We start from the raw sequence: 21953 nt of genomic DNA on the forward strand, positions 1-21953 counted from the left end.
GTCACGTCCGAAGCCGTGGATGTCACTGGCGACGGCACGCGCCCGCCGCCCGCTTCGTCCCCATGTACCGACCCTCGGCTCGCTGACGTCTCTCGGTCAGCGAGTTATTGCGCGCCCCTCGTCCCGTAGGGCGCGCTCTTTTCTGCCGATGCCGTCAGCGCGGGGGCGCTGGCGGGTCACCCCACGCATCAACGGGAAACGTGTCAGCCGATGAGCCCGGCGTCCGCCAGTTCACGCTTCATATAGGCGTACAGCACCGGCGCGGCAATCACGCCGCCCACGCCAAACAGCGCTTCCATCACGATCAGCGCGAGGATCAGCTCCCAAGCCCGCGCGTCGATGCGGCTGCCAATGATGCGCGCATTCACGAAGTACTCCAGCTTGTGCACCACCACCAGGAAGATCAGCGACGCCACCGCCAACTCCAATGAGGCGGTCACGCTCATCACGACGATCGCTGTGTTGGAGATGAGGTTGCCCGCCACCGGAATCAGCCCCGCCACGAAGGTCAGCAGGATCAGCGATTTGGAATACGGCACGTGCTGCCCGAACAGCGGCAGCGCGCCCAGCAGGTAAATGGCCGCGAGGGCCGTGTTGAGCGCGGAGATCTTCACCTGCGCGAACACCACCGCCTCAAATGCATCGGTCAACCGGCTCAGCCGGCTTACCAATGCTGCGGCCAGCGGCTTGTGGTGCTCGGAATCAGGTGTTTCCGACCAAGCCACCATCGCCCCCAGGATCAGCCCAACCAGCATCAATGCGCTGGCTCGCAACCCGTCGATGCCGAGGGTCGACACCTGATGGCCATGCTCCTTGATCATCTGTACAAGCTGCACACGCAGCTCCGTCACCGACTGCGGAACGTAACTGACCACCGCTGCCGGCAATGATTCCCGCAGGTTGTCGAGCACGTCGGCAATGCGTGTGAGCATGCCTTCGAGCCCATGACCATGTTCGACCAAGCGGCCGATCCCGATGCCCAGCGCCGCGAGAATGAGCGCCGCGATCACGAACACGCAGATCACCGCAATCGCCTTTGCGCGCTGGGATAGCGTGCGGCGCCGGCGCAGGCGCGCCTCCAGCTTGCGCGCCAACGCGTAGACGAGGAAACCGGCTATGGCGGCCGGCAACAGGTGCAGCCACAGCACTGCCGCAATCATGGCCGCCACCAGTACGTAGCTGACAGCGTTGATGGCGCGGGTGTGCGCGTTGGGAGGAAGCTCGGGGGGCAGCATCGTCATGAGAACAGGCCGGCAGCAATGTTGATGGAGAGCGCGAGGATGCTCGTATTGAAGAAGAACGACAGCAGCGATTGCCCCAGCACCGCCCGCCGCATTGCGCGCGAACGGATGCTGACATCGGCCGTCTGGCTGGCGACCGCGATCGTAAAGGAGAAGTAGAGGAAATCCCAGTAATCGGGCTCAAGCTGCTCGTCGGGAAACCGCAGCGGCGGCTCGTGGGGCGCACGGTAATACAGATGCGCGTAGTGCACCGTGAACATCATCGGCACCATGAGCCAGGCGCCGAGCACCGTGATGCCTGTAAATACATAGTGCGACGTCTGTGCATGCCCAGCCGACTTGGCCGTCGCCAGCTCAAACGCAATGGCCACCATGCTGGCCACCACACCGAGGCAGACTACCGCCAGCACGGCAGACGCGCGTGCGTCTTCACGGCGGGCGACGGCACGGATGCGGTGTGGGTCTGCGCGCAACATCATTACCGTGATCAGAATCAGATACGTCCACACGGCGATGTCCCAGCCGAGCAGCAGGCGCGCAAGCCACCCGTGCGCCGACACAACGGCGACAGCAATTGCGCCCAGCGCAAGCGCCAACAACAGGCGCGGCCGAGTCGCCGCAAAGCGGGGAAGCCGGGAAATCTCGGAGGACTTGTCTTGCGGGTTCACATGGGCCTCGGGTGCGTGCTCGCGGTGTTCACACAAGGCCGGCAACGCCAGCCGATGAGGCGACATGGTAGCCGCTTCAGCGCATCAGGACGCTGAGAGCATTGAAGCGAACGAGCGCTTGCAGCGCTCCTGCAGGCGTTCGTGCGTTGAGAGCTGTTCTGCGATGACGGTGGCTTTCGGATACACGCGGCACATGCCGATCATGGCCGTCTCGAGCGCCCCCTGCGATCCGGCCTGGAACTGGAACTGCGCCAGCACCGTGTCATCGGCATCACGCACGGTGATCAAGAACGGACCCGGGGTGACAGTCGCGCAACCGGCGAGCATGGCGGCCGCGGCCAGCGTAAGGCACAGGAGGGAGCGAGTCGGACGACGAGAACGAATCATCATGGCTTCCTGGTTGCGATGAGAGTGAGACGCGGCAACGGCGACTCGGTTCGCAATCATCGCGCTTGCCCGGTGACGCAAACAAAAACGCCCGCAATATGCGGGCGTTTTTGGGGTAGGAACCAGGCTCAGGCAACGGCGCCTTCGGTGTACGGATCAAACTTGCTGCCAGCCTTGGCGCCCTCCGAGTACACATCGAAGCGTTGGCTGACTTGCGCAGCACCTTGCGTGTACACGTCAAACTTGGCTGCGGCCAGGGCCGGCACACTTGCCAAGGCGATCAGGGCAGCAATCAGGGTACGTTGGGCTTTCATGATGTCTTCTCCAGATGGGCGCAGCGCGTCGGGCAGGTGATCCGGACATTTCCAGGATTTTCTTTTTCGCTGCGGCGCCGCATTCGATGGAGTCATCGTAGGCGAGCCTGTTCAGACAATAAATGTCGCGACAGGCAATTTATTGTTGCGATATGTGAAATTACGGGAAAACCCGCATCACCAGTGGTTTTGCGGCCTGCGACAAAGGCTTGCGGGTTAATTTGCGCAAACGCAGAATGTGACTTTTTCACCCAAAGTCAGCGTTGTACGGCTTTCGAACGGGTTTTATTGTTGGGTTCTGACGCATCGCATCATGGTTGTGCGACGCGCACAGATTGTCATTTCCCGATACACACGCGCAGAGGTTGGCGAATGACCCTGTGTCACACTGCACGGCATTCGCTTTCAAACGCACCCACGATGAAACGCCTTCTCCTCGCTGTGTCCCTGCTCGTCGCTGCACTCCTTTCCGGGTGCGGCGTGGTGGCCGCGCCGTGCCGCGTAGCATCGGCGGGCCTGAAGATGGTGCCGCTGGTGGGGCATGTGGCGGCCGCGCCCACCGACGCCTGCGCCGACATCATCGATTGAGCGTAGTAATCAAAGCGCTGTGCTGTGAATTGAGCTCAGAAGGCTTGGGCCACTCAGGAAAGCATCTACCGTTCTTCACTGAACCTTAACCAGTGCCGCTGCCTCACAGGGCCCGCTGCATCAGCAGACAATCCAGCCAGCGCCCAAACTTGTAGCCTACCGCCTCCAGCACGCCCACCTCGCGAAACCCGCAACGGGCGTGCAGCTTGGCTGACCCCGGGTTCTCGCGGCCGCCCCCTACCACAGCCACCATCTGCTTGAAATCGCGCGCCTGGCATTCGCGGATGAGCGCCTCCAGCAGCAACGTCCCAACGCCCCGCCCCTGAGCGGCGGTGTCGAGGTAGATGGAGTCTTCCACCGTATGGCGATACGCAGGCCGCGCACGATGCGGGCCGGCATACGCATAACCGAGCAGCGCACCGCCCGCTTCGGCCACCACGTAAGGCATGCCGGCTTCCTGCAAGGCATGAAAGCGGCGCGTCATCTCGGCCAGATCGGGGGCATCGATCTCAAAGCTGGCGGTGCCGGTACGCACATGATGTGCATAGATGCCGACGATGGTCGGCAGATCCGCCTCGATAGCGGGACGAATGGCAACCGCACCGGATTCGCGCACGGATCCGGAAGCGTCGATGGGCATTGCAGAAGGCATGGCGGCAGGAGCTGGAAGCGGTGTGAAGCGTTCATTGTCACGCCAATTCAACACGAATCGCATATCGCCGAGCGCATTCCGGTGACATGGCTATCGGGCGGCGGCGGAATGCGGTAACTTGGCAGACGCATTTGCCCCCGCCGCGCCCTTCCTGCCATGCATGACCTGTTTCCCTTGATCGCCGAATACGGCGCGTTTGCCGTGTTCCTCAATGTGCTGCTGACGCAAGCCGGCGCCCCGCTGCCGGCCGTGCCGACGCTACTGGTGGCCGGCGCGCTCACATTCCAGGGGCCGCTCTACTTCATAGAGCTTGCGCCCGCTGCGGTGTCCGGTGCGCTGCTGGGTGACGGCCTGTGGTACTTCGCAGGCAAGCGCTACGGCAGGCACGTCATGGCACTGCTGTGCCGCGTGTCGCTGTCGCCCGACTCCTGCGTGCGGCGCACGCGCACGCAGTTCGAGCGCTGGGGCGCGCCGATGCTGCTGATCGCGAAGTTCATTCCGGGCTTGTCGACCGTGTCGTCGGCGCTGCTGGGCACCATGCGCACGCCGTTCAGCAGGTTTGCGCTGTACAACCTGGTGGGCTCGGCGGCGTGGGCAACGCTCTGGCTGCTGCTGGGCCGCGTAGCGCATGACAGCATCGACCAGGCGCTGCGCCAGCTCGACATGCTGGGCGCGCGTGCCGTGCTGCTGATCGCATTGCTGGCGGCGGTGTATGTGGCGGCGCGCTGGCTGCAGCGCTGGCGCTTTCGCAAGATGCTGGAGATGGCGCGCATCTCGCCCGATGAGCTGCACGCGCTGATCGAATCGGGCGCGGCACCCGTCATCATCGATGTACGCGCCGACAGCTCGCGCATGCTGCAGCCGCAACGCATTCCGGGAGCCATGCTGTATGACATGTCCAGCAGCAAACGCGCGATCGAGATCGACGGCCCCGACCGAGAGATCATCATCTACTGCGCCTGTCCCAACGAGGCGTCTGCCGTCATGCTGGCCCGCACGCTGATGGGACGCGGCTTCAAGCGCGTGCGTCCGTTGCATGGCGGTATCGATGCATGGGTGCAGCGCGGCTATGGCGTGGAGCACGTGATATCGGTCACGCCCGCCACACTCGCAACGGCGGAAGCGGGCGCCTGAGACTCCGCACGCAGGTGCGCCGCAACCACGAAGCTGGCGCACAAAAACAAAAAGCGCACCTCGCGGTGCGCTCTCCCGTAAGTACGGCAAACATGCGGTGCGCCAGCCCCCCGGCTCGGACACCCCGCATCGGTCCGTGTGCATCCGCCCAAGGACGGATGTGGCGAAATGATCCCCGTTTGATCCCTTCTTCGCCAGTCGGACTTGACCCCCTTGTTATTCATTTGCAACGCTGCCGCTTCAAACCTATGCGCGGCGAGCTCGCGTTGTGATTTCCCGTCCTTCCTTTGTAGCCTTGCGGCTGGCCATTTTTGCGTGGCACTCCTGCGTACTAACGGCAGCGTCGCGTCGAACTTTAGGCGCCGCCCCAATCGTCAGGCAAATGTATCGATCGCACCTTCGTGGCTGGAAACACGGCGCGGTGCCGCCGTCACCGTATCGGGGCGGTCTTGCGAGCCGCTGCTGCCATAACGACTGCCACTCCCCCCGTTGCCCGAACCGCTACCTTGGTTTTGCGCCGACGAGCCCTGCGATGCGTTCTGCTGCTGGCTGAAGTCGCCCGTGCTGACTGACGTTTGCGCAAGCTGCATCCCGCCTTGCTGCATGGCGTCGCGCAGGCGCGGCATGGCGTCCTGCACGAGTTCGGCCACGGCCTGGTGCTGGCAGACAAAGCTCGCGTTGACGGCGCCGTTGTCCACTTCCAGCTTGACGTGCATGCCGCCCAGCTCGGCCGGGTTCAACTGCAGTTCGGCCGACGATTGGCGATGCACTTGCATGAAAGCCAGCTGGCTGGCCATGCTCTGCGGCCATGCGGCATCGCCAAAGGTGGGCAGCGTGTGGACTTGTTGCGGCGTGATCGATGCCCCAGCCGCTGCGCCTGCGTTGGCACCGCCCACCGCAAAGGTAGGCGCGGCCATCCCCCCGTCGCCAGTGGCGCGCGACAGCACGCCCTGGAACTGCATGCCGTTGCCCTGCGCGTTGGATTGCGTGCCAGCGTTATCGGTGTTGCCGGTGTTGCCACCATTGCTGGCGTGGCTGATGGCATCGGTTACGGCGGCGGCGGCCGGTTGCGCGGGGGCGTTGTGTGGGCTCAGATCGCGGCGCGGCAGGCCGCGATCGGCATTGGCGCCCTGCCCAGACGACGCGCTGCCGAGCTGGCGCACGGCAGCCGGCGTGTTGTCAGCAGCGGCGCGTGTGCGAGCCATGGCCTGGGCCAGCGTGCCGCTATCGGGCAACGCGGTGGCGGGCGGCGTCGGCGTGTTTGCGGCGTTTGCCTTCGCGTCCTTCGCGGCAGGCAGTCCGGCCAGGCCGGCCTGTGCCATCGCGGCCGGGTCTGCGGAACCCTGCGCCCCGTTGGCGGCTGCACTTGCGGCGGCCAGTGCGGCGGCGCCATTGGCAGGCGATTTGCTCGCTGCCGACGACGTCGCATCGGTATCGGTGTTGGAGGTCGATGGGGCCGCGGGTAAGGCAACCGGCAGTTGCGCGGCTGCGGCCTGCTGCGCGGCCTGGCGTGCAGCCTCGATCTGCGCGGCCAGTTGTGCAGCCGGATCGACCGCGGCCTGCTTCGCGGCGGTATCGAGATCCTTGGCGCTGGCCGGTTGCGACTGCTTGGCAGTCGCCGTATCGGCGGTGCTGGCGGCAGGCGTGGTGATGCTCGGCACGGGCGTATTGCCGTCGGCCGGCTTGGCGTCCTGATCGTTGCTGGCGGCGCTGGTGCGCGTCGCGTCCTTGCGCGCGATATCGGCGCGGCGGCCGGCATCGTCGGCGGCCGACTGTGCATCAGCGCGACGGCGCGCGGCGTCCTGGGCCATGCGGTCCGACAACAGGTTGCCGAAGGTATCGGTGCCGGACGAGGAAGCCTGCGTCTTGTCAGCGGCGGCAGTATTGCCGGCCGACAGCATGGCGCCCAGGTCCTTGGCGGCGGCATTGGGGGTGGCACTCAAGCCCACGTTGACTCCATCTTGCGACTGCGTGTTCGCGTTGGTCTTCAATTGCCGCCCTGGGCCGCACGCATGCGGATCACCTTGGCGGCGTGTTCGTCGTTGTCGCGCTGGGCACGGCGTTCTTCGTCCAGGCGCTGCTCTTCAATGTGGCGCTGGCGCAGGATGTCGAACGACTGCTCGCGGCGTTGCTTTTCCAGCCAGTTAGCACGGCTCATCGCAAGCTGCTGCTCCAGCGCGTTGATGGTGCCCTTCTGCTGGTGCACAGCATTGCCCAGGCGGTCGATAAAGGCCGCGTAGTTGCGCAGGCGCGTGACGTCCATGCCGCCTTCGGCGGTGCTCAGCATCTGCTGGTGGTAGTTGTTGCGGTAGTCGGACAGCAGTGCCAGCTTTTGCGTGGCGGCCTCGCGCGTGTTCATCAGCCGGCCGACTTCCTGCGTGGCTTTTTCGGTATCCTTCTGGGCCAGTTCCAACACGGTTTCGAGGCGGAACGGCTTGTTCATGGTGGTCATCGGTGGACCCTCCTGCTTCCCGTTACATCAACCCATCGGACGCAAACCCGGCGGCTTTAGCCTCCGGCTTGCGCAACGCTTGCGGCTTCACGGTGTCAAGCGGGCACATCACGCCAGCACTCCGTGCATCTTCTCCAGCGTGTGCTCGCGGCTTTCGTTCTCGAACATGCCCTGCTGCAGGAACGCTTCCATGTCGGGGTAGCGCGCGATGGCCTGGTCGGTCACCGGGTCGCTGCCACGTGCATAGGCGCCCACGGCGATCAGGTCGCGGTTGCGCTGGTAGCGGGCGTAAAGCTGCTTGAAGCGGCGGGCCGTGTCGAGCTGCTCGCGCGGCACGATGGCCGACATCACGCGGCTGATCGACTGTTCGATATCGATGGCCGGGTAGTGGCCCTGCTCGGCCAGCTTGCGCGAGAGCACGAAGTGGCCGTCAAGAATGGCGCGGGCCGCATCGGCAATCGGGTCCTGCTGGTCATCGCCTTCGGCCAGCACGGTGTAGAACGCGGTGATGGAGCCGCCGCGGCCGTTGGCATCAACCATGCCGTTGCCGGCACGCTCAACCAGCGCCGGCAGCTTGGCAAACGCCGAAGGCGGATAGCCCTTGGTGGCCGGCGGCTCGCCGATGGCCAGGGCGATCTCGCGCTGCGCCATCGCATAACGCGTGAGCGAATCGACGATCAGCAGCACGTTGCAGCCGCGGTCGCGGAAGTACTCGGCGATCGTATGGGCGTAAGCGGCGCCCTGCAGGCGCATCAGCGGCGAGGTGTCGGCCGGCGCGGCCACCACGGCCGAGCGTGCCAGGCCCTCGTCGCCAAGAATCTCGTCGATGAATTCCTTCACTTCGCGGCCGCGCTCGCCGATCAGGCCCACCACCACCACGTCGGCTTGCGTGTAGCGGGCCATCATGCCCAGCAACACGCTCTTGCCCACGCCGGAGCCGGCGAACAGGCCCAGACGCTGCCCCTGGCCAACGGTCAGCAGACCATTGATGGCGCGCACGCCCACGTCGAGCACATGCTCGATCGGCTTGCGCTTGAGCGGGTTCAGCGGTGCCGGGTTCAACGTGCCCCAGGCCAGGTCTTCATGCGCGCCCAGCGGCCCCTTGCCGTCGAGCGGTTCACCGTTGGCGTCCACCACGCGGCCCAGCAGGCGCGGACCCACGGGCAAGAATTTGCTGTGTGAAATCGTCGGGTCGGCGCCGTCTTCGCTCGACACCGGCAGGCGTTGCGGCTCCAGCGGAAACACGCGCGCGCCTGGCACCACGCCCACCAGATCCGTTTGCGGCATCAGGAAGGCGCGCTCTTCGGCAAAGCCGACCACTTCGGCCAGCACGTGGCGCCCATGCGGCAGTTCCACGCGGCAGGCGCTGCCCACCGGCAGCTTCAGGCCAACGGCTTCCATGACCAGGCCGGCCACACGCGTGAGCTTGCCGCACGTCACCACCGGACGGGCCAGACGCGCACGCTGCGCGGTCTGCTGCAGGTGGGTGTGCCACATGCGCACGTTGGGATTGTTGGCGGCAGCGTTGTGGCCAACCCCCGCTGCGGGCTGCACGGTCTCAGGCGACATGGAGTGCGCCTCCTGCAATGCGTTCGGCTTCCGCGCGCTCGCTGGCAAGCCATGCGGTATCGCGGCCCAACGCGCGGGTCAGTTCGGCCCAGCGGGTTTGCAGCGTGGCATCGGTTTCGCCAAAGCGGGTCTGCACGCGGCAGCCGCCGCGCTCGATGGCGGCATCGACGATGAGCGTCCAACCGGCAGCGGCCAGCTCCGTGCCCAGCGTCTGGCGAATCAACGCTGCGTCATCGGCATGGACGCGCAGCATGGCAGGTGCCGGTGCGGTGGGCGCGTCGCCCAGCACTTCGCGAATCAGCGGCAGGATACGCTCGGGCTGCGCATGCAGCGCACCGTGCAGAAACTGCTGCGTCAGTTGCAGCGCCAGATCGACCAGCTCTTCGGCAACGCTGCCGTTCAACTGATCGATCGCCTCGCGCACGGACTGCATGAGCGTGGCGATGTGCTTGGAATCTTCTTCGCCCTGGCGGCGGCCTTGTTCAAAGCCATCCTGAAAACCTTGCGCAAATCCATCGCGGCGGCCTTCGTCGCGCGCAGTGGCAAGTTCGGCGTCCAGCGCGGCCTGCCATTCCTCTTCGGAAATCGGAGGCTCTTCGGGTTCGGGCGGAGGCGGAGGCGGTGCCGCCGCGGCGGCGGCAAGCTCGGCCTGGCGCTCGAAGTCGATCAGTTCCCACCGCTGGTATTCGACCAGCGTGTCGCGCGGGATGATCGGCGGACGCGGCATCTCAGCGCTCCGTTACAGCAAAGCGGCCGGCACGGTCAGACATAGGCGTCCTCCGCCTTGCGGCCGATGGTGATCTCGCCTTCGTCGGCCAGGCGGCGCGCAACGACCAGGATTTCCTTCTGCTGCGCTTCGACTTCCGACACCTTGACGGGCCCCAGCACTTCCAGCTCTTCCTTGAGCATCGTGCCGGCACGCTGCGACATGTTGGCGAATACCTTGTCGCGGAACTCCTGCTTGGCGCCCTTGAGCGCCACCACCAGAACGTCCTGGCTGATCTCTCGCAGCAGCGTCTGCAGCGCACGGCCGTCCAGATCGATCAGGTTGTCGAACACGAACATCTTCTCGACGATGGCGTCGGCCAGTTCCGGATCGCGCGAACGCACGCCTTCGATGACCGCGCTCTCCACGGCGCTCGGCACCAGGTTGAGAATTTCCGCTGCCGTGAGCACGCCGCCCATCGCGTTCTTCTTGCGGTGGTCGTTGCCTTGCAGCAGCTTGGTCAGCACGTCGTTCAGCTCGCGCAGGGCGCTGGGCTGAATGCCGTCGAGCGTGGCGATACGCAGGATGGTGTCGTTGCGCAGGCGCTCGGTGAAATAGGTCAGGATTTCCGAAGCCTGGTCGCGGTCAAGGTGCACCAGGATCGTGGCGATGATCTGCGGGTGCTCGTTGCGGATCAGTTCCGCCACCGACGATGCATCCATCCACTTCAGGCCTTCGATGCCGCTTGTGTCACCGCCCGATAGGATGCGGTCGATGATGTTGGCGGCGCGGTCGTCGCCCAATGCCTTGCGGAAGACGGTGCGGATGTACTCGTTCGAATCCACGTCCAGCGGCAGGTCTTCGGCTTCGACAAAGAAGGCGTCAAAGGCGTCGAGCACACGCTCGCGCGAGACGTTCTTCAGCGCGGCCATGGTCGCGCCCAGCTTCTGCACCTCGCGCGGGCCCAGGTGCTTGAGCACTTCGGCGGCTTCGCTTTCGCCCAGCGACATCATGAGGATGGCGCTGCGTTGGAGTCCTTCGGCGCTCATTCGTTACTCACCCATTGTTTGATGACGGCCGCGACGGCGCGCGGGTTGCTCTGCGCCACACGGCGCATGGTCTCGAGCTTCTTCTCGAAGTCGTTGTTCTTGAGTTGCGGCAGCGCGTCCGGCAGCTCTTCGGAATCGGCGCCCGCCGCCGGACCTTCCAGTTCCGGCCCGGCCGAAGCCGCGGCACCGGTGATGATCGGGGCGTTCGGATCTTCGCCTTCGCGGCCGACGAAGGTGGGCGTGGCCGGCGCGTCCTTCTCGCCCATCGAGCGGATCGCCGGACGGATCACCGCAAACACCAGGATCAGGAAGCCGATTGCCAGCGCCAGGTACTTGGCGGCCTGAATGGCGTACTGGATCATGTCCGGCTGCTTCCACAGCGGCAGGTCGTCCTTGGACATCGGCAGCGTGCCCGAGAACTGGCTGTTGACCACGTTCACGGAGTCGCCGCGCTTGGCGTCAAAGCCCACGGCGTCCTTGACCAGCGCGTTGAGCTTGACCATCTCGGCTTCCGACAGCGGCTTCCAGGTTTTGCCGTCGCCACGGTAGTTGACCACCACGGCCACCGACAGGCGGCGCACGGTGCCCACTGCGGCGCGGGTACGACGCACGGTCTTGTCGACTTCGTAGTTGGTGGTGGTGTCGCGGGTGCTCGACGAATTGCCGCTGGCCGCGGTGCCGCCCGTGTTGGCAGCCGCCACTTGTTGCGGTTGGCCATTCGGGCCGGTTGCAGCCGGTTGCGACGCCGAGGCCGGAGCCGGTGCGGTCGGCAGCATGCGCGGCGCGGTCGGCGGCTGGTTGGACAGCGCGCCCGGCACGCCACCCTGGGCGTCGGCCTTGTTCTGCGTGGCTTCAGCGGTGTGCGTGCTGCGCACGGCGGCGTTGGCCGGGTCCTGGTTCGGACGGTAGCTCTCGGCCATCTGCTCGGTGTTGTCCAGATCGACGTCGGCCGTCACCTGCGCACGCACGTTGTCTTCGCCCACCACGGGGCCGAGGATGGCTTCGATGCGCTTGATATAGCCCTGCTCGACGTCGCGCACATAGCTCAGTTGCGTCGGGTCGAGGCCCGAGGCGTTGTCCTGGAACGACGACGACAGCAGGCGGCCGGATTGGTCGACCACCGTCACATTGGCCAGCGGCAGGTTCGGCACGCTGCTCGACACCAGGTGGCCAATGGCCTGCACCTGCGAGCGATCGAGCATGCGGCCCGGATACAACTTGAGCAGCACCGAGGCGCTGGGCTTGGCCTGCTCGCGCACGAACACCGACGGCTTGGTCATTGCCAGATGCACGCGGGCGGACTGCACCTCTTGCATGGCCTGGATGGTGCGGGCCAGCTCGCCTTCCAGGGCGCGCTGGTAATTGACTTGCTCGGTGAACTGGCTGGTACCGAATTTCTGGTTCTCCATCAGCTCGAAGCCGGCCTGGCCGCCCTTGGGCAGCCCTTGCGAAGCCAGCTTCAGACGGGCTTCATGCACGCTCGCCTCGGGCACCATGATGGCGGTGCCGCCTTCGGCGAAGCGGTACGGCACGTTCATCTGTTGCAGCGCAGCGATGATCGCCCCGCCGTCGCTGTCGGACACATTGCTGTACAGGACGCGATAGTCCGGCGCCCGGCTCCACAGCATCGCGGCGGCAATGACGGCCACCAGCGCGGCACCGCCGATCATCATCAGCAGACGCGGCGACAGACGGCCGAGCGGGCCCAGGGCGCCCAGCGCACCTGCTCCTCCCGCTTTTTGGCGCGTCATCACGCCCTGGCCCACCGCCGGCATATCCACCGTACCGAGCGTGTCGGCGACAGCAACCGAATCGGCTGTCGTTGGCATCCAAAATCTCCTGACTGACTACGTTGCTTGAGCCCTCGCCCAACATCTGGGCATGGCTCCGTGGTTGCCATTATCGGCAGCGGGTGCGCAAGCAAATTGCCAAGAAGAGGGCCTTTTCCCGTTCTTTTGGGCGCTTGGGAACGGCGGGCGGACGGCTACCTTTGCATCACCGTGGCGCCATAGCGACCAACCGGCCAGGGCGGAAAGCGCCCTGGAAACCCGGCCCAGGCAGCCAAGCAGCGGCGCCGCAAGCAATACAGAGCAAAAGAGGAGCTTCCTTCACATGGATATTACGAACGCCCATTCAGTGGTCTCGCTGATGAACAGCGTGCTGTCGCCGTCCAGCACGGTGGGTGGTATTGGCTCGGGCGGCTCGACCTCGGGCGACGGCGCCAAGGTCAGCGTCGACTTTGGCGCGGTGCTCAAGTCGTCGCTGGACAGGGTCGATGCGTCGCAGCAGAAGGCCGAATCCATCTCGCGCAGCTTCGAAATGGGCAACAACGACGTGGATCTGCACGACGTGATGCTCTCGCTGCAGAAAGCCAACATCGACATGCAGACCGCCGTGCAGGTGCGTAACAAGTTCGTCTCGGCGTACCAGAGCATCATGAGCATGTCGATCTGAAATCACTTTTTTTTCTACGCCTCTTTTTCTTCGCCGCATGTCCAAGCACACCAAACATCGCGCCAAGCCGGCCAAGGGCAGTCTGGCGCTGGTCGTCATTGCCCGCGACGAAGCCGCCTGCATCGAGCGCTGCCTGATGAGCGCCAAGCCGCACGTCGATCGCATGATCGTGCTGGACACCGGCTCGACCGACGACACCGTGGCGATCGCCAAGGCGTGCGGCGCGCAGGTGCACCATTTCACGTGGGTGGATGATTTTTCCGCCGCCCGCAATGCCGCGCTGGCCGCCGCCAATGCGGACTGGAACCTCGTGCTGGACGCCGACGAATGGATCGAAGCCGGCACGGAAGAGCTGCGCAACGCCTGCACGTTCGGCCCGTTGCTGGGTGTGGTGTGCATCCGCAGTGAATACGACATTTCCGGCCACGTAGAGCATTCCAACAGCTGGATCGCCCGCCTGTTGCCTCGCGGCGTGCGCTACAAGGGCCGCATCCACGAGCAGCCGGTCGCAACTGCGGCCAACCTGCAGCGCGTGCGCCTGCCACTCGTGATTGGTCACGACGGCTACATGAACGCCAAGCTGGACCGCAAGCGTGGGCGCAACCACACGCTGTTGCAACTCGAGCTGGCCGCGCATCCGGATGACCCGTATGTGCTGTACCAGCTCGGCAAAGACTTCGAGATCAACCAGAAAGACCCCGCCGAGGCCGCTGCGCACTATCAGCGGGCGCTCGCAAGGGCACCCAAGGTGGCGCCATATCGGCATGACCTGTGCATTTGCCTGCTGGCGTGTCTTTCCAAATCGAAGCAACTCGACTCGGCCATCACGCTGGCGGGTGAATGGATGGAGGAGTGGTCCGGCTCGCCAGACTACTTCTACATGCTCGGACACCTGATGTTCGAAGCCGCCGCGCAAGACCCGGCACAAGCCGAAAAGCAATGGCTGCCGATGGCAGAAAACGCCTTCCTGAAGTGCCTGGAGATTGGCGAGCAGCCCAAGCTGGACGCCGCCGTATTCGGGCGCGGCAGCTTTGCCGCCGCAAAGTACCTGGCGCTGACCTACCGGGCCCTGGCCGACACGCTGGCCATCAAGTCGAACCAATATTCCGACATTGCGCGGCAGATGCAGGAACGCAGCGCCGCCGTCGCCGCATGAGTACGCAATCATGAAGACAGTCATCCTGGCCGGGGGCCTCGGCACGCGCATCAGTGAGGAATCGCACCTGCGGCCCAAGCCGATGATCGAAATTGGTGGCCGCCCGATCCTGTGGCACATCATGAAGATCTATGCCGCGCACGGCATCAACGATTTCATCATCTGCCTCGGTTACAAGGGCTACGTCATCAAGGAGTACTTCGCCAACTACTTCCTGCACATGTCGGACGTGACGTTCGATATGTCGAAGAACGAAGTGACCGTGCATGAGCGCCATGCCGAGCCTTGGCGCATCACGCTGGTGGATACCGGCGAGCAGTCCATGACCGGCGGGCGCCTGAAGCGTGTTGCCGCGTATCTCGATCCGAACGAGCCCTTCTGCTTTACCTACGGCGACGGTGTGTCCGACGTCGATATCACCCGCAAGATCGCCTTCCACCGCGCCCACGGCAAGATGGCCACGGTGACGGCCGTGCAGCCGCCGGGCCGCTACGGCATGCTCCAGCGCGATGGCAACCGTGTGACCGGTTTCACGGAGAAACCACCCGGCGACGGCGGCACCTGGATCAACGGCGGCTTCTTTGTGCTGAACCCGGCCGTCATCGAATACATCGCGGGTGAAGACACCCACTGGGAAGGTGAGCCGATGAATCGCCTGGCCGAGATGGGCGAGTTGAGCACGTTCGAGCACCATGGCTTCTGGCAGCCGATGGACACGCTGCGCGACAAGAACAGTCTCGAAGCCATGTGGCAATCGGGGAGTGCACCGTGGAAAAAGTGGTGACGCTCGACCCGCGTGCGTGGGCGGGCAAGCGCGTCTTCCTGACCGGGCACACTGGCTTCAAGGGCAGCTGGCTGGCGCTGTGGCTGCGCCAGCTTGGCGCCGATGTGACCGGCTTCAGCCTGGCGCCGGAAACGAACCCAAATCTCTTTACGCTGGCCGAGGTGGAATCGGCCATGGCCGGCCACACGCTGGGCGATATCCGTGACGCGGATGGCCTGCGTGCCGCGATGACGGCGGCGCGGCCCGACGTGGTGTTTCACCTCGCGGCGCAACCACTGGTACGTGCGTCGTACCAGGACCCGGCCGGCACCTACGCCACCAACGTGATGGGCACCGTGAACGTGCTGGAAGCCGCGCGCGTGTGCGCCGGCCTGTCGGCAATCGTGGTCGCCACCACCGACAAGTGCTACGACAACCGCGAGTGGGCCTGGGGCTACCGCGAAACGGATGCGCTCGGCGGCCATGATCCGTACAGCGCCTCCAAGGCTTGCGCCGAACTGGTGGCCGCAAGCTACCGGCGCGCCTTCTTCGCCAACGGCCCGCTGCTGGCCACGGGCCGCGCAGGCAATGTGATCGGCGGCGGTGATTGGTCGGAAGACAGGCTCATCCCCGATGCCGAGCGTGCCATGCGTGCCGGTACGCCGCTGGTCATCCGCTCGCCGCACGCCACGCGGCCGTGGCAGCACGTTCTGGATTGCCTGCATGGGTACCTGGTGCTCGCGCAACGGCTGCTGGCGGGTGACGCCTCGTGCGCAACCGCCTGGAACTTCGGCCCGGACAGCGCTGCCACGCGCACGGTCGAACAGGTCTTGCAAGGCTTGCAGCAACATTGGCCCGCACTGATCTGGCAACTGGACGCCAGTGCCACCACCGGCCGCCATGAAGCGGGCATGCTGCATCTCGACGCCAGCCGGGCGCGCCAGCATCTAGGCTGGCAAACAGCGTGGCAGTTCGAGACCGCGCTGGAACAGACCGCCGCGTGGTATCGGCATCTGCATGAAAAAACCGCGGATGCGCGCGCGCTGTGCGACCAGCAGATCGACCGCTTCACCGCCGCCGCATCTGCTGCCGCATTCAGGAGCGCCGCATGAGCCGCTTCACCATCCAACCGACGCCGCTGGCCGGCGTGGTCGAAATCAACCGCAAGGTGATCGGTGACCATCGCGGCTACTTCACGCGCTTTTTCTGCGCAGACGAACTCGCCGCCGCCGGCTTCGACCGCCCGATCGCGCAAATCAATCACTCGTATTCCGCCAAGCGCGGCACCGTGCGTGGGCTGCATTTTCAGTACCCGCCGCATGCGGAAATCAAGCTAGTGAGTTGCGTACGTGGCCGTGTGTTCGACGTGGCCGTTGACCTGCGTGCAGGCTCGCCAACGTTCCTGCAATGGCATGCGGTGGAGTTGTCCGCCGAACGCCACAACAGCCTGCTGGTGCCGCGCGGGTTTGCCCACGGCTTCCAGGCGCTGGAAGACGATTGCGAGCTGCTGTATCTGACCTCGACGCCGTACGCGCAAGCCGCTGAAGACGGCCTCAACCCGACTGACAGCCGCCTCGGCATCGCTTGGCCGCTCGACATGACCGAATGCTCCGACCGGGACCGCAACCATCCGCCGCTGACCGACGCATTTGCAGGCATCGCGTTGCGAGCTCTGAATCCTGAACTGCAGGAACAGCCATGACCCAAAAGATTCTGTACTCGAAGCCGTCGATCACCGAGCTGGAAGTCGAATACGCCACCGACGCCGCACGCAACGGCTGGGGCGACCAGTGCTACGCCTACATCAACCGCTTCGAAAAGCAGTTTGCCGCGTTTGTCGGCACGCAGTACGCCATTGCCACCTCAAGCTGCACCGGTGCCATGCACATGGGGCTGGCCGCGCTCGGCATCGGCGCCGGCGATGAGGTGATCCTGGCCGACACGAACTGGATCGCCACGGCGTCGCCCATCACCTACGTGGGCGCCACGCCGGTGTTTGTCGACATCCTGCCCGATACGTGGTGCCTTGACCCGGCGCTCGTGGAAGCGGCCATCACGCCGCGCACGAAGGCGATCATCGCCACGCACCTCTACGGCAACCTGTGCGAGATGGACCGCCTGCTGGACATCGGCAAGCGCCACGGCATTCCCGTCATCGAAGACGCGGCCGAAGCCGTCGGCTCGCGCTGGCACGGGCACGCAACCGGCTCGCAGGGCATCTTCGGCACGTTCTCGTTCCATGGCACCAAGACCATGACGACGGGCGAAGGCGGCATGTTCGTCACCAACGACCGCGCGCTGTACGACCGCGTGATGACGCTGAACAACCATGGCCGCGTGCCCGGCGGCAAGCAGTTCTGGTCCGACTTCATCGGCTTCAAATACCGCATTTCCAACGTGCAGGCCGCCATCGGCTGCGCGCAGCTTGAGCGCATCGACGCGCTGGTTGCACGCAAGCGCGAGATCTTCGCCGAGTATCAGGCGCACCTTGGCGGCGTTGCTGGCCTTGCGCTGAACCCCGAGGCGCCCGGCACGCTCAACAGCTACTGGATGCCCACCGTCGTGTTTGACGAGGCACTGGGCATCACGCGCGATGGATTGCTGGCCGCGTTCTCGCGCCGCGGCATCGATGCACGCGTGTTCTTCTATCCCCTGAGCCAGATGGGCCTCTTTGGTGACGCACCAGGCAACACGCCCAACAGCTACGCAATTGCCGAGCGCGCCATCAACCTGCCGTCATATCACGACATGTCGAGCGCAGACATCGACACCGTGTCGCAAGTGGTGCTCGATCTCGTGCAAGAACATCAGGAGAAGCAGACGTGCCTGGCATCCTGACCCCCGACCAGATCGAGACCTTCCAGCGCGACGGCCTGCTGATCCTGCGTGACTTTTATGCGCCGGACCAGGTGGAGCCGATCCAACGTGCGATCTACAACATTATCGGTCTGGTCATCGACAAGTACCGGCTCGACATCAAGCGTGCGCCGTTTGCACCGGAACGCTTCGACGACGGCTACCAGGCGCTGATCAAAGCCAATCGCAAATATGGCGCCGAGGTGTATGACGCAGTCAAGCAGATCCCGGCGTTTGTCCGGCTCCTGGGCGATCCGCGCCATGAGCAGGTGGTGTCCGAGCTGCGCCCCGGCGCGCTGCCCGGTATTGCCGGCGCCGGTTATGGCATCCGCATCGACAACCCGCGTGAAGAGAAATTTCGCGCCAACTGGCATCAGGAATATCCGGCGCAGTTGCGCAGCCTGGACGGCGTGGTGTTCTGGAGCCCGCTCGTGGAGATCACGCCCGAGATCGGGCCCGTGGAGTTCTGCCCCGGTTCGCATCGGGAAGGGCCGCTGCCGGTCGTGAGCGCAGACCCCGACAACGCGGGCAAGCAAGGCGCTTACGCGCTCATGCTCAAGGATGAAGCCGCCTATCTCGCGCGCTATCCACACGTGCAGCCGCTGACCCAACCCGGTGATCTGGTGCTGGTTGATTTTCTGGTGCTGCACGCATCGGGCCAAAACACCAGCGGCCGCTCGCGTTGGTCGATGCAGTTCCGCTACTTCAATTTCTGCGAGCCGACCGGGCGCGCGCACGGCTGGAAAGGTTCATACGCCAACGGCGTCGACTTCCGAACCGTCCATCCCGAACTTTCTGTGGAAGCCTGACCATGACGACAGGTGCACTGCCGTGCAATGTCTGCCAGCAACCGCTGCCAGAGCCGATCTACCGTGCCCCGCAAAGCGCGCTGTCATCACTGCGCCGCACCATGGAGGGCACACTCGAGGAGTCCTGCTGCGCCGCGTGCGGCCACATCCAGACCGTCGAACTGTGTGACAACGGCAGCTTCTACGACACCGAATACGACATCCTCGTAAACAGCGAGGAAGAAGACCAGATCTACGCGGTCGAGAATGGCCAGAAAATCTTCCGTGCCGATCACCAGGTCGCGCTCTTCCAGAAAAAGCTGCAACTGCTGGGGGGGCTGCACGAGGGCGCCCGCGTGGTCGACTTCGGCTGCGCAAAAAGCGCGACCATGCGACTGCTCAAACAGCAGCGTCCGGACGTGAAGGTCCACCTGTTCGACATCAGCGACCGCTACGTCGGCTTCTGGGAGAAATTCCTCAGCGCCGGGCAATGGGCCACGTACACCATCCCGCCGGCATGGCAACGTTCATTCGATGTTGTCAGTTCGTTCTTCTCGCTTGAGCACATCCCAGACCTGAGCACCACGCTGCGTACCATCCACGGGTTGCTGCGCGAGGACGGCCGGCTGTATGCCATCGTGCCCAACACGTTCACCAATACAGCCGATTTTCTGGTGGCGGATCACGTGAACCATTTCACGCGCACGTCGCTGCAGGTACTGCTCGCCAGCCACGGTTTCGAGCTGCTCGAACTTGACGAACGCAGCCATCGCGGCGCATTCGTCGTCACCGCTGTACGCACGGCCCCTGACCATGCTGCGCCTGCCGTTGATCCGCGGCAACTGGCGGACACCGTGGGCGCCGCCAACCGCCTTGCGCGCTTCTGGCAGCAAGCGGCCAACCACCTGGGCGATTTTGAAACGCGCCATCAGGGCGCGCCTGCGGTGATCTACGGCGCGGGCTTCTACGGCACCTACACCGCCAGCAATCTGCAGCACCCGCACGCGCTGCGGGCCTTTGTGGACCAGAACCCGTATCTGCAAGGCTCATCCCTAGCGGGCAAGCCGGTGATTGCGCTGACCGAGATTCCGGAGGAAGTCGAATTGGTGTATCTGGCGGTCAACCCGGTCATTGCCGATGAGGTCAAACACACCGTGGAAGCCGCGTTCCCCAACCGTTTCCGCTACTTCCAGTTCGAGCCATGATCGCTACCGGCAATGTATGCCTGCGCGCATGGCGCGAAGAGGACATCCCGCATCTGCTGCCACTGCGTAACGATGTACAGACGCAACTGCAGCTGATGACGCGCCCCAGGCCCAACTCCGCGGCGAGTGTGCGCGACTGGCTGGTGGGCAGGTCAACGCAAAGCGACGCGGTGCTCTTCATCATTGCCGAGCAGGCCGGCGACCGCGTTCTGGGCTACCTCCAGTTGACGAAGATCGACCTGGTCAACCGGCACGCTGCGCTGGGCATCTGCTTGGCACCGGCCGATCAGGGACAAGGACACGGGCGAGCCGCCTGCGAGGCGCTGTTCTCGTACGCTCGCCAGACGCTGAACTTGCGCAAGATCACGCTGGAAGTGCTGGCTGACAATGAACGCGCGATCCAGCTGTATCAGAAGCTCGGCTTCCGCAAGATCGGCCAGTTGGCCGAGCACTATCTGCAGGATCAGCGCTGGCATGACGTCGTGCTGATGGAACGCATGCTGAGCCCATGAACATCGTCATTTCACAACCCATGTTGTTCCCCTGGGTCGGCATGCTTGAGCAGATCGTGCTGGCGGACGTCTTCGTCAACTATGCGGACGTGCAGTTCTCCAAGGGCAGCTTCACAAACCGGGTGCAGATCAAGGACCGCACCGGATCACGCTGGCTGACCGTTCCGCTGGAGAAGTTCCACCTGGGTGAGCGCATCGATCAGGTACGCCCCTGCGCCAGCACCGACTGGCGCGGCCAGCACCTGCGCAAACTGGAGCAAGCCTACGAAGAAGCGCCCTATGCGCAGGACATGCTGGCACTCGTGCGCACGGTGTACGAGGCCGACTACGCCCACATGGGTGCGCTGGCGTTGGCGTCGATGCAGGCCATCTGCAGCTATCTGAACATCCCGCTCAGTGCGAAGCTGCGCGACTCCGTGGAACTGGCCGTGCCGGGGCGCAACAGCGATCGCGTACTGGCCATCGTGCGGCAACTGCACGGCAGCAAATACATCACCGGGCATGGCGCCAAGAACTATCTGGCGCATGCTGAATTCGAGCAGCACGGCATCACCGTCGAATACATGAACTACGCCATGCTGCCTTACCGGCAACTGCACGGCGCGTTCACCCCCTTTGTCAGCAGCCTGGACCTCATTGCAAATCACGGCCCGGCGAGCAAGCAGTACCTGAACCCACAAACCCTCAACTGGCGCCAATTCACCCATGAATGACATCGAACAGTTCCAAGGCGAAGTCCAGCAGAACATCCAATCCCTGGCGCAGGACAAAGACCTGCAATCGCTGTCACGCATCTGGCTGCGCGAAGTGACCGCGCACAAGTACCACTACAACTTCACCTGGATGGGCTTGCCCATCATCCAGTGCCCGCAAGACGTGCTGGCCATGCAGCAACTGATCTGGGAGGTCAAGCCGGACCTGATTATCGAGACCGGCATTGCGCGCGGCGGCTCGCTGATCTTCTATGCCTCGATGCTCGAGCTGCTGGCCCAGAGCGGTCATGGTGAAGGCACGGTCCTAGGCATCGACATCGACATCCGCCAGCACAACCGCGAAGCGATCGAGGCGCACCCGATGGCGCGGCGCGTCCAGATGCTGCAGGGCTCCAGCATCGACTCGGGCATCATCGAGCAGGTCAAGCGCATCGCCGCGGGCAAGCAGCGCGTGCTGGTGGCGCTGGACTCCAACCACACCCACGACCACGTGCTTGCCGAACTGGAAGCCTACGCGCCGCTGACCAGCGTGGGCAGCTACTGCGTTGTGTTCGACACCGCTGTCGAAGACATGCCGCAAGCGATGTTCAACGATCGTCCGTGGGGCGTCGGGAACAACCCGAAGACCGCTGTGCACGCCTACCTGCGTGACCACCCGGAATTCGTGATCGACGCCGATATTCACCACAAACTCCTCATTACCGTCGCACCGGACGGCTACCTGAAGCGCGTTGCCTGAGCGCTTG

23 protein-coding genes and 1 pseudogene are annotated in these 21953 nt (G+C 64.5%); 13 read left to right on the top strand and 11 right to left on the bottom strand.

All coding sequences use genetic code 11. From position 1 onward, the window contains the following. Nucleotides 1-203: 203 nt before the first annotated feature. From RP6297_RS17185 to RP6297_RS17200, 4 genes and pseudogenes are all read right to left on the bottom strand, one after another. Entirely contained in the window at nt 204-1241 is a 1038-nt protein-coding gene (locus tag RP6297_RS17185) for an AI-2E family transporter (RefSeq protein ID WP_009239968.1), read from the bottom strand. Next, entirely contained in the window at nt 1238-1909 is a 672-nt protein-coding gene (locus RP6297_RS17190; RefSeq protein ID WP_009277086.1) for a DUF1345 domain-containing protein, read from the bottom strand. Before RP6297_RS17190 ends, RP6297_RS17185 begins: the two co-directional genes overlap by 4 nt. 84 nt (nt 1910-1993) lie before the next feature. Further along, complete coding sequence (locus RP6297_RS17195) at nt 1994-2296, bottom strand: hypothetical protein (RefSeq protein ID WP_009239970.1); 303 nt, start codon at nt 2294-2296, stop codon at nt 1994-1996. A gap of 131 nt (nt 2297-2427) precedes the next feature. Further along, nucleotides 2428-2610, bottom strand: a pseudogene (locus RP6297_RS17200) (hypothetical protein); the annotation flags it as partial. A gap of 420 nt (nt 2611-3030) precedes the next feature. On the opposite strand from RP6297_RS17200, the gene RP6297_RS17205 reads away from it, so the two are divergent. Next, a complete protein-coding gene (locus RP6297_RS17205) occupies nt 3031-3198 on the top strand; it encodes a DUF6726 family protein (protein WP_009277085.1) in 168 nt (55 codons plus the stop codon). Between the two features lie 103 nt (nt 3199-3301). Here RP6297_RS17205 and RP6297_RS17210 read toward each other — a convergent pair whose 3' ends face one another. Next, a complete protein-coding gene (locus RP6297_RS17210) occupies nt 3302-3838 on the bottom strand; it encodes a GNAT family N-acetyltransferase (protein WP_009239972.1) in 537 nt (178 codons plus the stop codon). 168 nt (nt 3839-4006) lie between these two features. Between RP6297_RS17210 and RP6297_RS17215 the strand changes: the two genes are divergently transcribed. After that, nucleotides 4007-4984 (top strand): DedA family protein/thiosulfate sulfurtransferase GlpE, encoded by a 978-nt coding sequence (locus tag RP6297_RS17215; RefSeq protein ID WP_009239973.1) that lies wholly within the window; start codon nt 4007-4009, stop codon nt 4982-4984. 374 nt (nt 4985-5358) lie between these two features. On the opposite strand, the gene RP6297_RS17220 is transcribed toward RP6297_RS17215, so the two are convergent. The 6 genes from RP6297_RS17220 to fliF all read right to left on the bottom strand — a co-directional run bounded on the left by RP6297_RS17220 (nt 5359) and on the right by fliF (nt 12589). Further along, nucleotides 5359-6933, bottom strand: a complete 1575-nt coding sequence (locus RP6297_RS17220; protein ID WP_009239974.1) for a flagellar hook-length control protein FliK — start codon at nt 6931-6933, stop codon at nt 5359-5361. A gap of 38 nt (nt 6934-6971) precedes the next feature. Next, entirely contained in the window at nt 6972-7436 is a 465-nt protein-coding gene (gene fliJ, locus RP6297_RS17225; protein ID WP_004631467.1) for a flagellar export protein FliJ, read from the bottom strand. 108 nt (nt 7437-7544) lie between these two features. Next, a complete protein-coding gene (fliI, locus tag RP6297_RS17230; protein WP_009239975.1) occupies nt 7545-9005 on the bottom strand; it encodes a flagellar protein export ATPase FliI in 1461 nt (486 codons plus the stop codon). Beyond that, complete coding sequence (fliH, locus tag RP6297_RS17235) at nt 8995-9732, bottom strand: flagellar assembly protein FliH (RefSeq protein WP_009239976.1); 738 nt, start codon at nt 9730-9732, stop codon at nt 8995-8997. Before fliH ends, fliI begins: the two co-directional genes overlap by 11 nt. 35 nt (nt 9733-9767) lie before the next feature. Beyond that, the gene (gene fliG, locus RP6297_RS17240) at nt 9768-10760 is read right to left on the bottom strand and encodes a flagellar motor switch protein FliG (protein ID WP_004631464.1); all 993 of its coding nucleotides are present in this window, start codon (nt 10758-10760) and stop codon (nt 9768-9770) included. Further along, on the bottom strand, nt 10757-12589 hold the full coding sequence (gene fliF / locus RP6297_RS17245) for a flagellar basal-body MS-ring/collar protein FliF (RefSeq protein WP_009239977.1): 1833 nt from the start codon (nt 12587-12589) through the stop codon (nt 10757-10759). The genes fliG and fliF overlap by 4 nt, the downstream gene beginning before the upstream one ends. Before the next feature lie 283 nt (nt 12590-12872). Between fliF and fliE the strand changes: the two genes are divergently transcribed. The 11 genes from fliE to RP6297_RS17300 are packed head-to-tail and all read left to right on the top strand — an operon-like array spanning nt 12873 to nt 21946. Beyond that, entirely contained in the window at nt 12873-13214 is a 342-nt protein-coding gene (gene fliE / locus RP6297_RS17250) for a flagellar hook-basal body complex protein FliE (protein ID WP_004631462.1), read from the top strand. Nucleotides 13215-13251: 37 nt separating this feature from the next. Continuing rightward, entirely contained in the window at nt 13252-14370 is a 1119-nt protein-coding gene (locus tag RP6297_RS17255; RefSeq protein WP_009239978.1) for a glycosyltransferase family 2 protein, read from the top strand. Nucleotides 14371-14380: 10 nt separating this feature from the next. Beyond that, a complete protein-coding gene (rfbF, locus tag RP6297_RS17260) occupies nt 14381-15154 on the top strand; it encodes a glucose-1-phosphate cytidylyltransferase (RefSeq protein ID WP_009239979.1) in 774 nt (257 codons plus the stop codon). Continuing rightward, nucleotides 15139-16245: a CDP-glucose 4,6-dehydratase gene (gene rfbG, locus RP6297_RS17265; RefSeq protein WP_009239980.1), complete on the top strand. Its 1107-nt coding sequence runs from the start codon at nt 15139-15141 to the stop codon at nt 16243-16245. The genes rfbF and rfbG overlap by 16 nt, the downstream gene beginning before the upstream one ends. After that, nucleotides 16242-16835 (top strand): dTDP-4-dehydrorhamnose 3,5-epimerase, encoded by a 594-nt coding sequence (gene rfbC / locus RP6297_RS17270; protein WP_009239981.1) that lies wholly within the window; start codon nt 16242-16244, stop codon nt 16833-16835. The genes rfbG and rfbC overlap by 4 nt, the downstream gene beginning before the upstream one ends. Next, nucleotides 16832-17971 carry a DegT/DnrJ/EryC1/StrS family aminotransferase gene (locus RP6297_RS17275; RefSeq protein WP_009239982.1) on the top strand — a complete coding sequence of 380 codons (1140 nt, stop codon included), beginning with the start codon at nt 16832-16834 and terminating at the stop codon, nt 17969-17971. The genes rfbC and RP6297_RS17275 overlap by 4 nt, the downstream gene beginning before the upstream one ends. Continuing rightward, a complete protein-coding gene (locus RP6297_RS17280; RefSeq protein ID WP_009239983.1) occupies nt 17956-18798 on the top strand; it encodes a phytanoyl-CoA dioxygenase family protein in 843 nt (280 codons plus the stop codon). Before RP6297_RS17275 ends, RP6297_RS17280 begins: the two co-directional genes overlap by 16 nt. Before the next feature lie 2 nt (nt 18799-18800). Then, nucleotides 18801-19982, top strand: a complete 1182-nt coding sequence (locus RP6297_RS17285) for a class I SAM-dependent methyltransferase (RefSeq protein ID WP_009239984.1) — start codon at nt 18801-18803, stop codon at nt 19980-19982. Then, on the top strand, nt 19979-20494 hold the full coding sequence (locus RP6297_RS17290; RefSeq protein WP_009239985.1) for a GNAT family N-acetyltransferase: 516 nt from the start codon (nt 19979-19981) through the stop codon (nt 20492-20494). The genes RP6297_RS17285 and RP6297_RS17290 overlap by 4 nt, the downstream gene beginning before the upstream one ends. Continuing rightward, a complete protein-coding gene (locus RP6297_RS17295) occupies nt 20491-21207 on the top strand; it encodes a WbqC family protein (RefSeq protein ID WP_009239986.1) in 717 nt (238 codons plus the stop codon). The genes RP6297_RS17290 and RP6297_RS17295 overlap by 4 nt, the downstream gene beginning before the upstream one ends. Beyond that, on the top strand, nt 21200-21946 hold the full coding sequence (locus RP6297_RS17300; RefSeq protein ID WP_009239987.1) for a cephalosporin hydroxylase family protein: 747 nt from the start codon (nt 21200-21202) through the stop codon (nt 21944-21946). Before RP6297_RS17295 ends, RP6297_RS17300 begins: the two co-directional genes overlap by 8 nt. The last annotated feature ends 7 nt before the right edge of the window (nt 21947-21953 follow it).

It is taken from the genome of Ralstonia pickettii (assembly GCF_016466415.2).
Classification (GTDB): domain Bacteria; phylum Pseudomonadota; class Gammaproteobacteria; order Burkholderiales; family Burkholderiaceae; genus Ralstonia; species Ralstonia pickettii.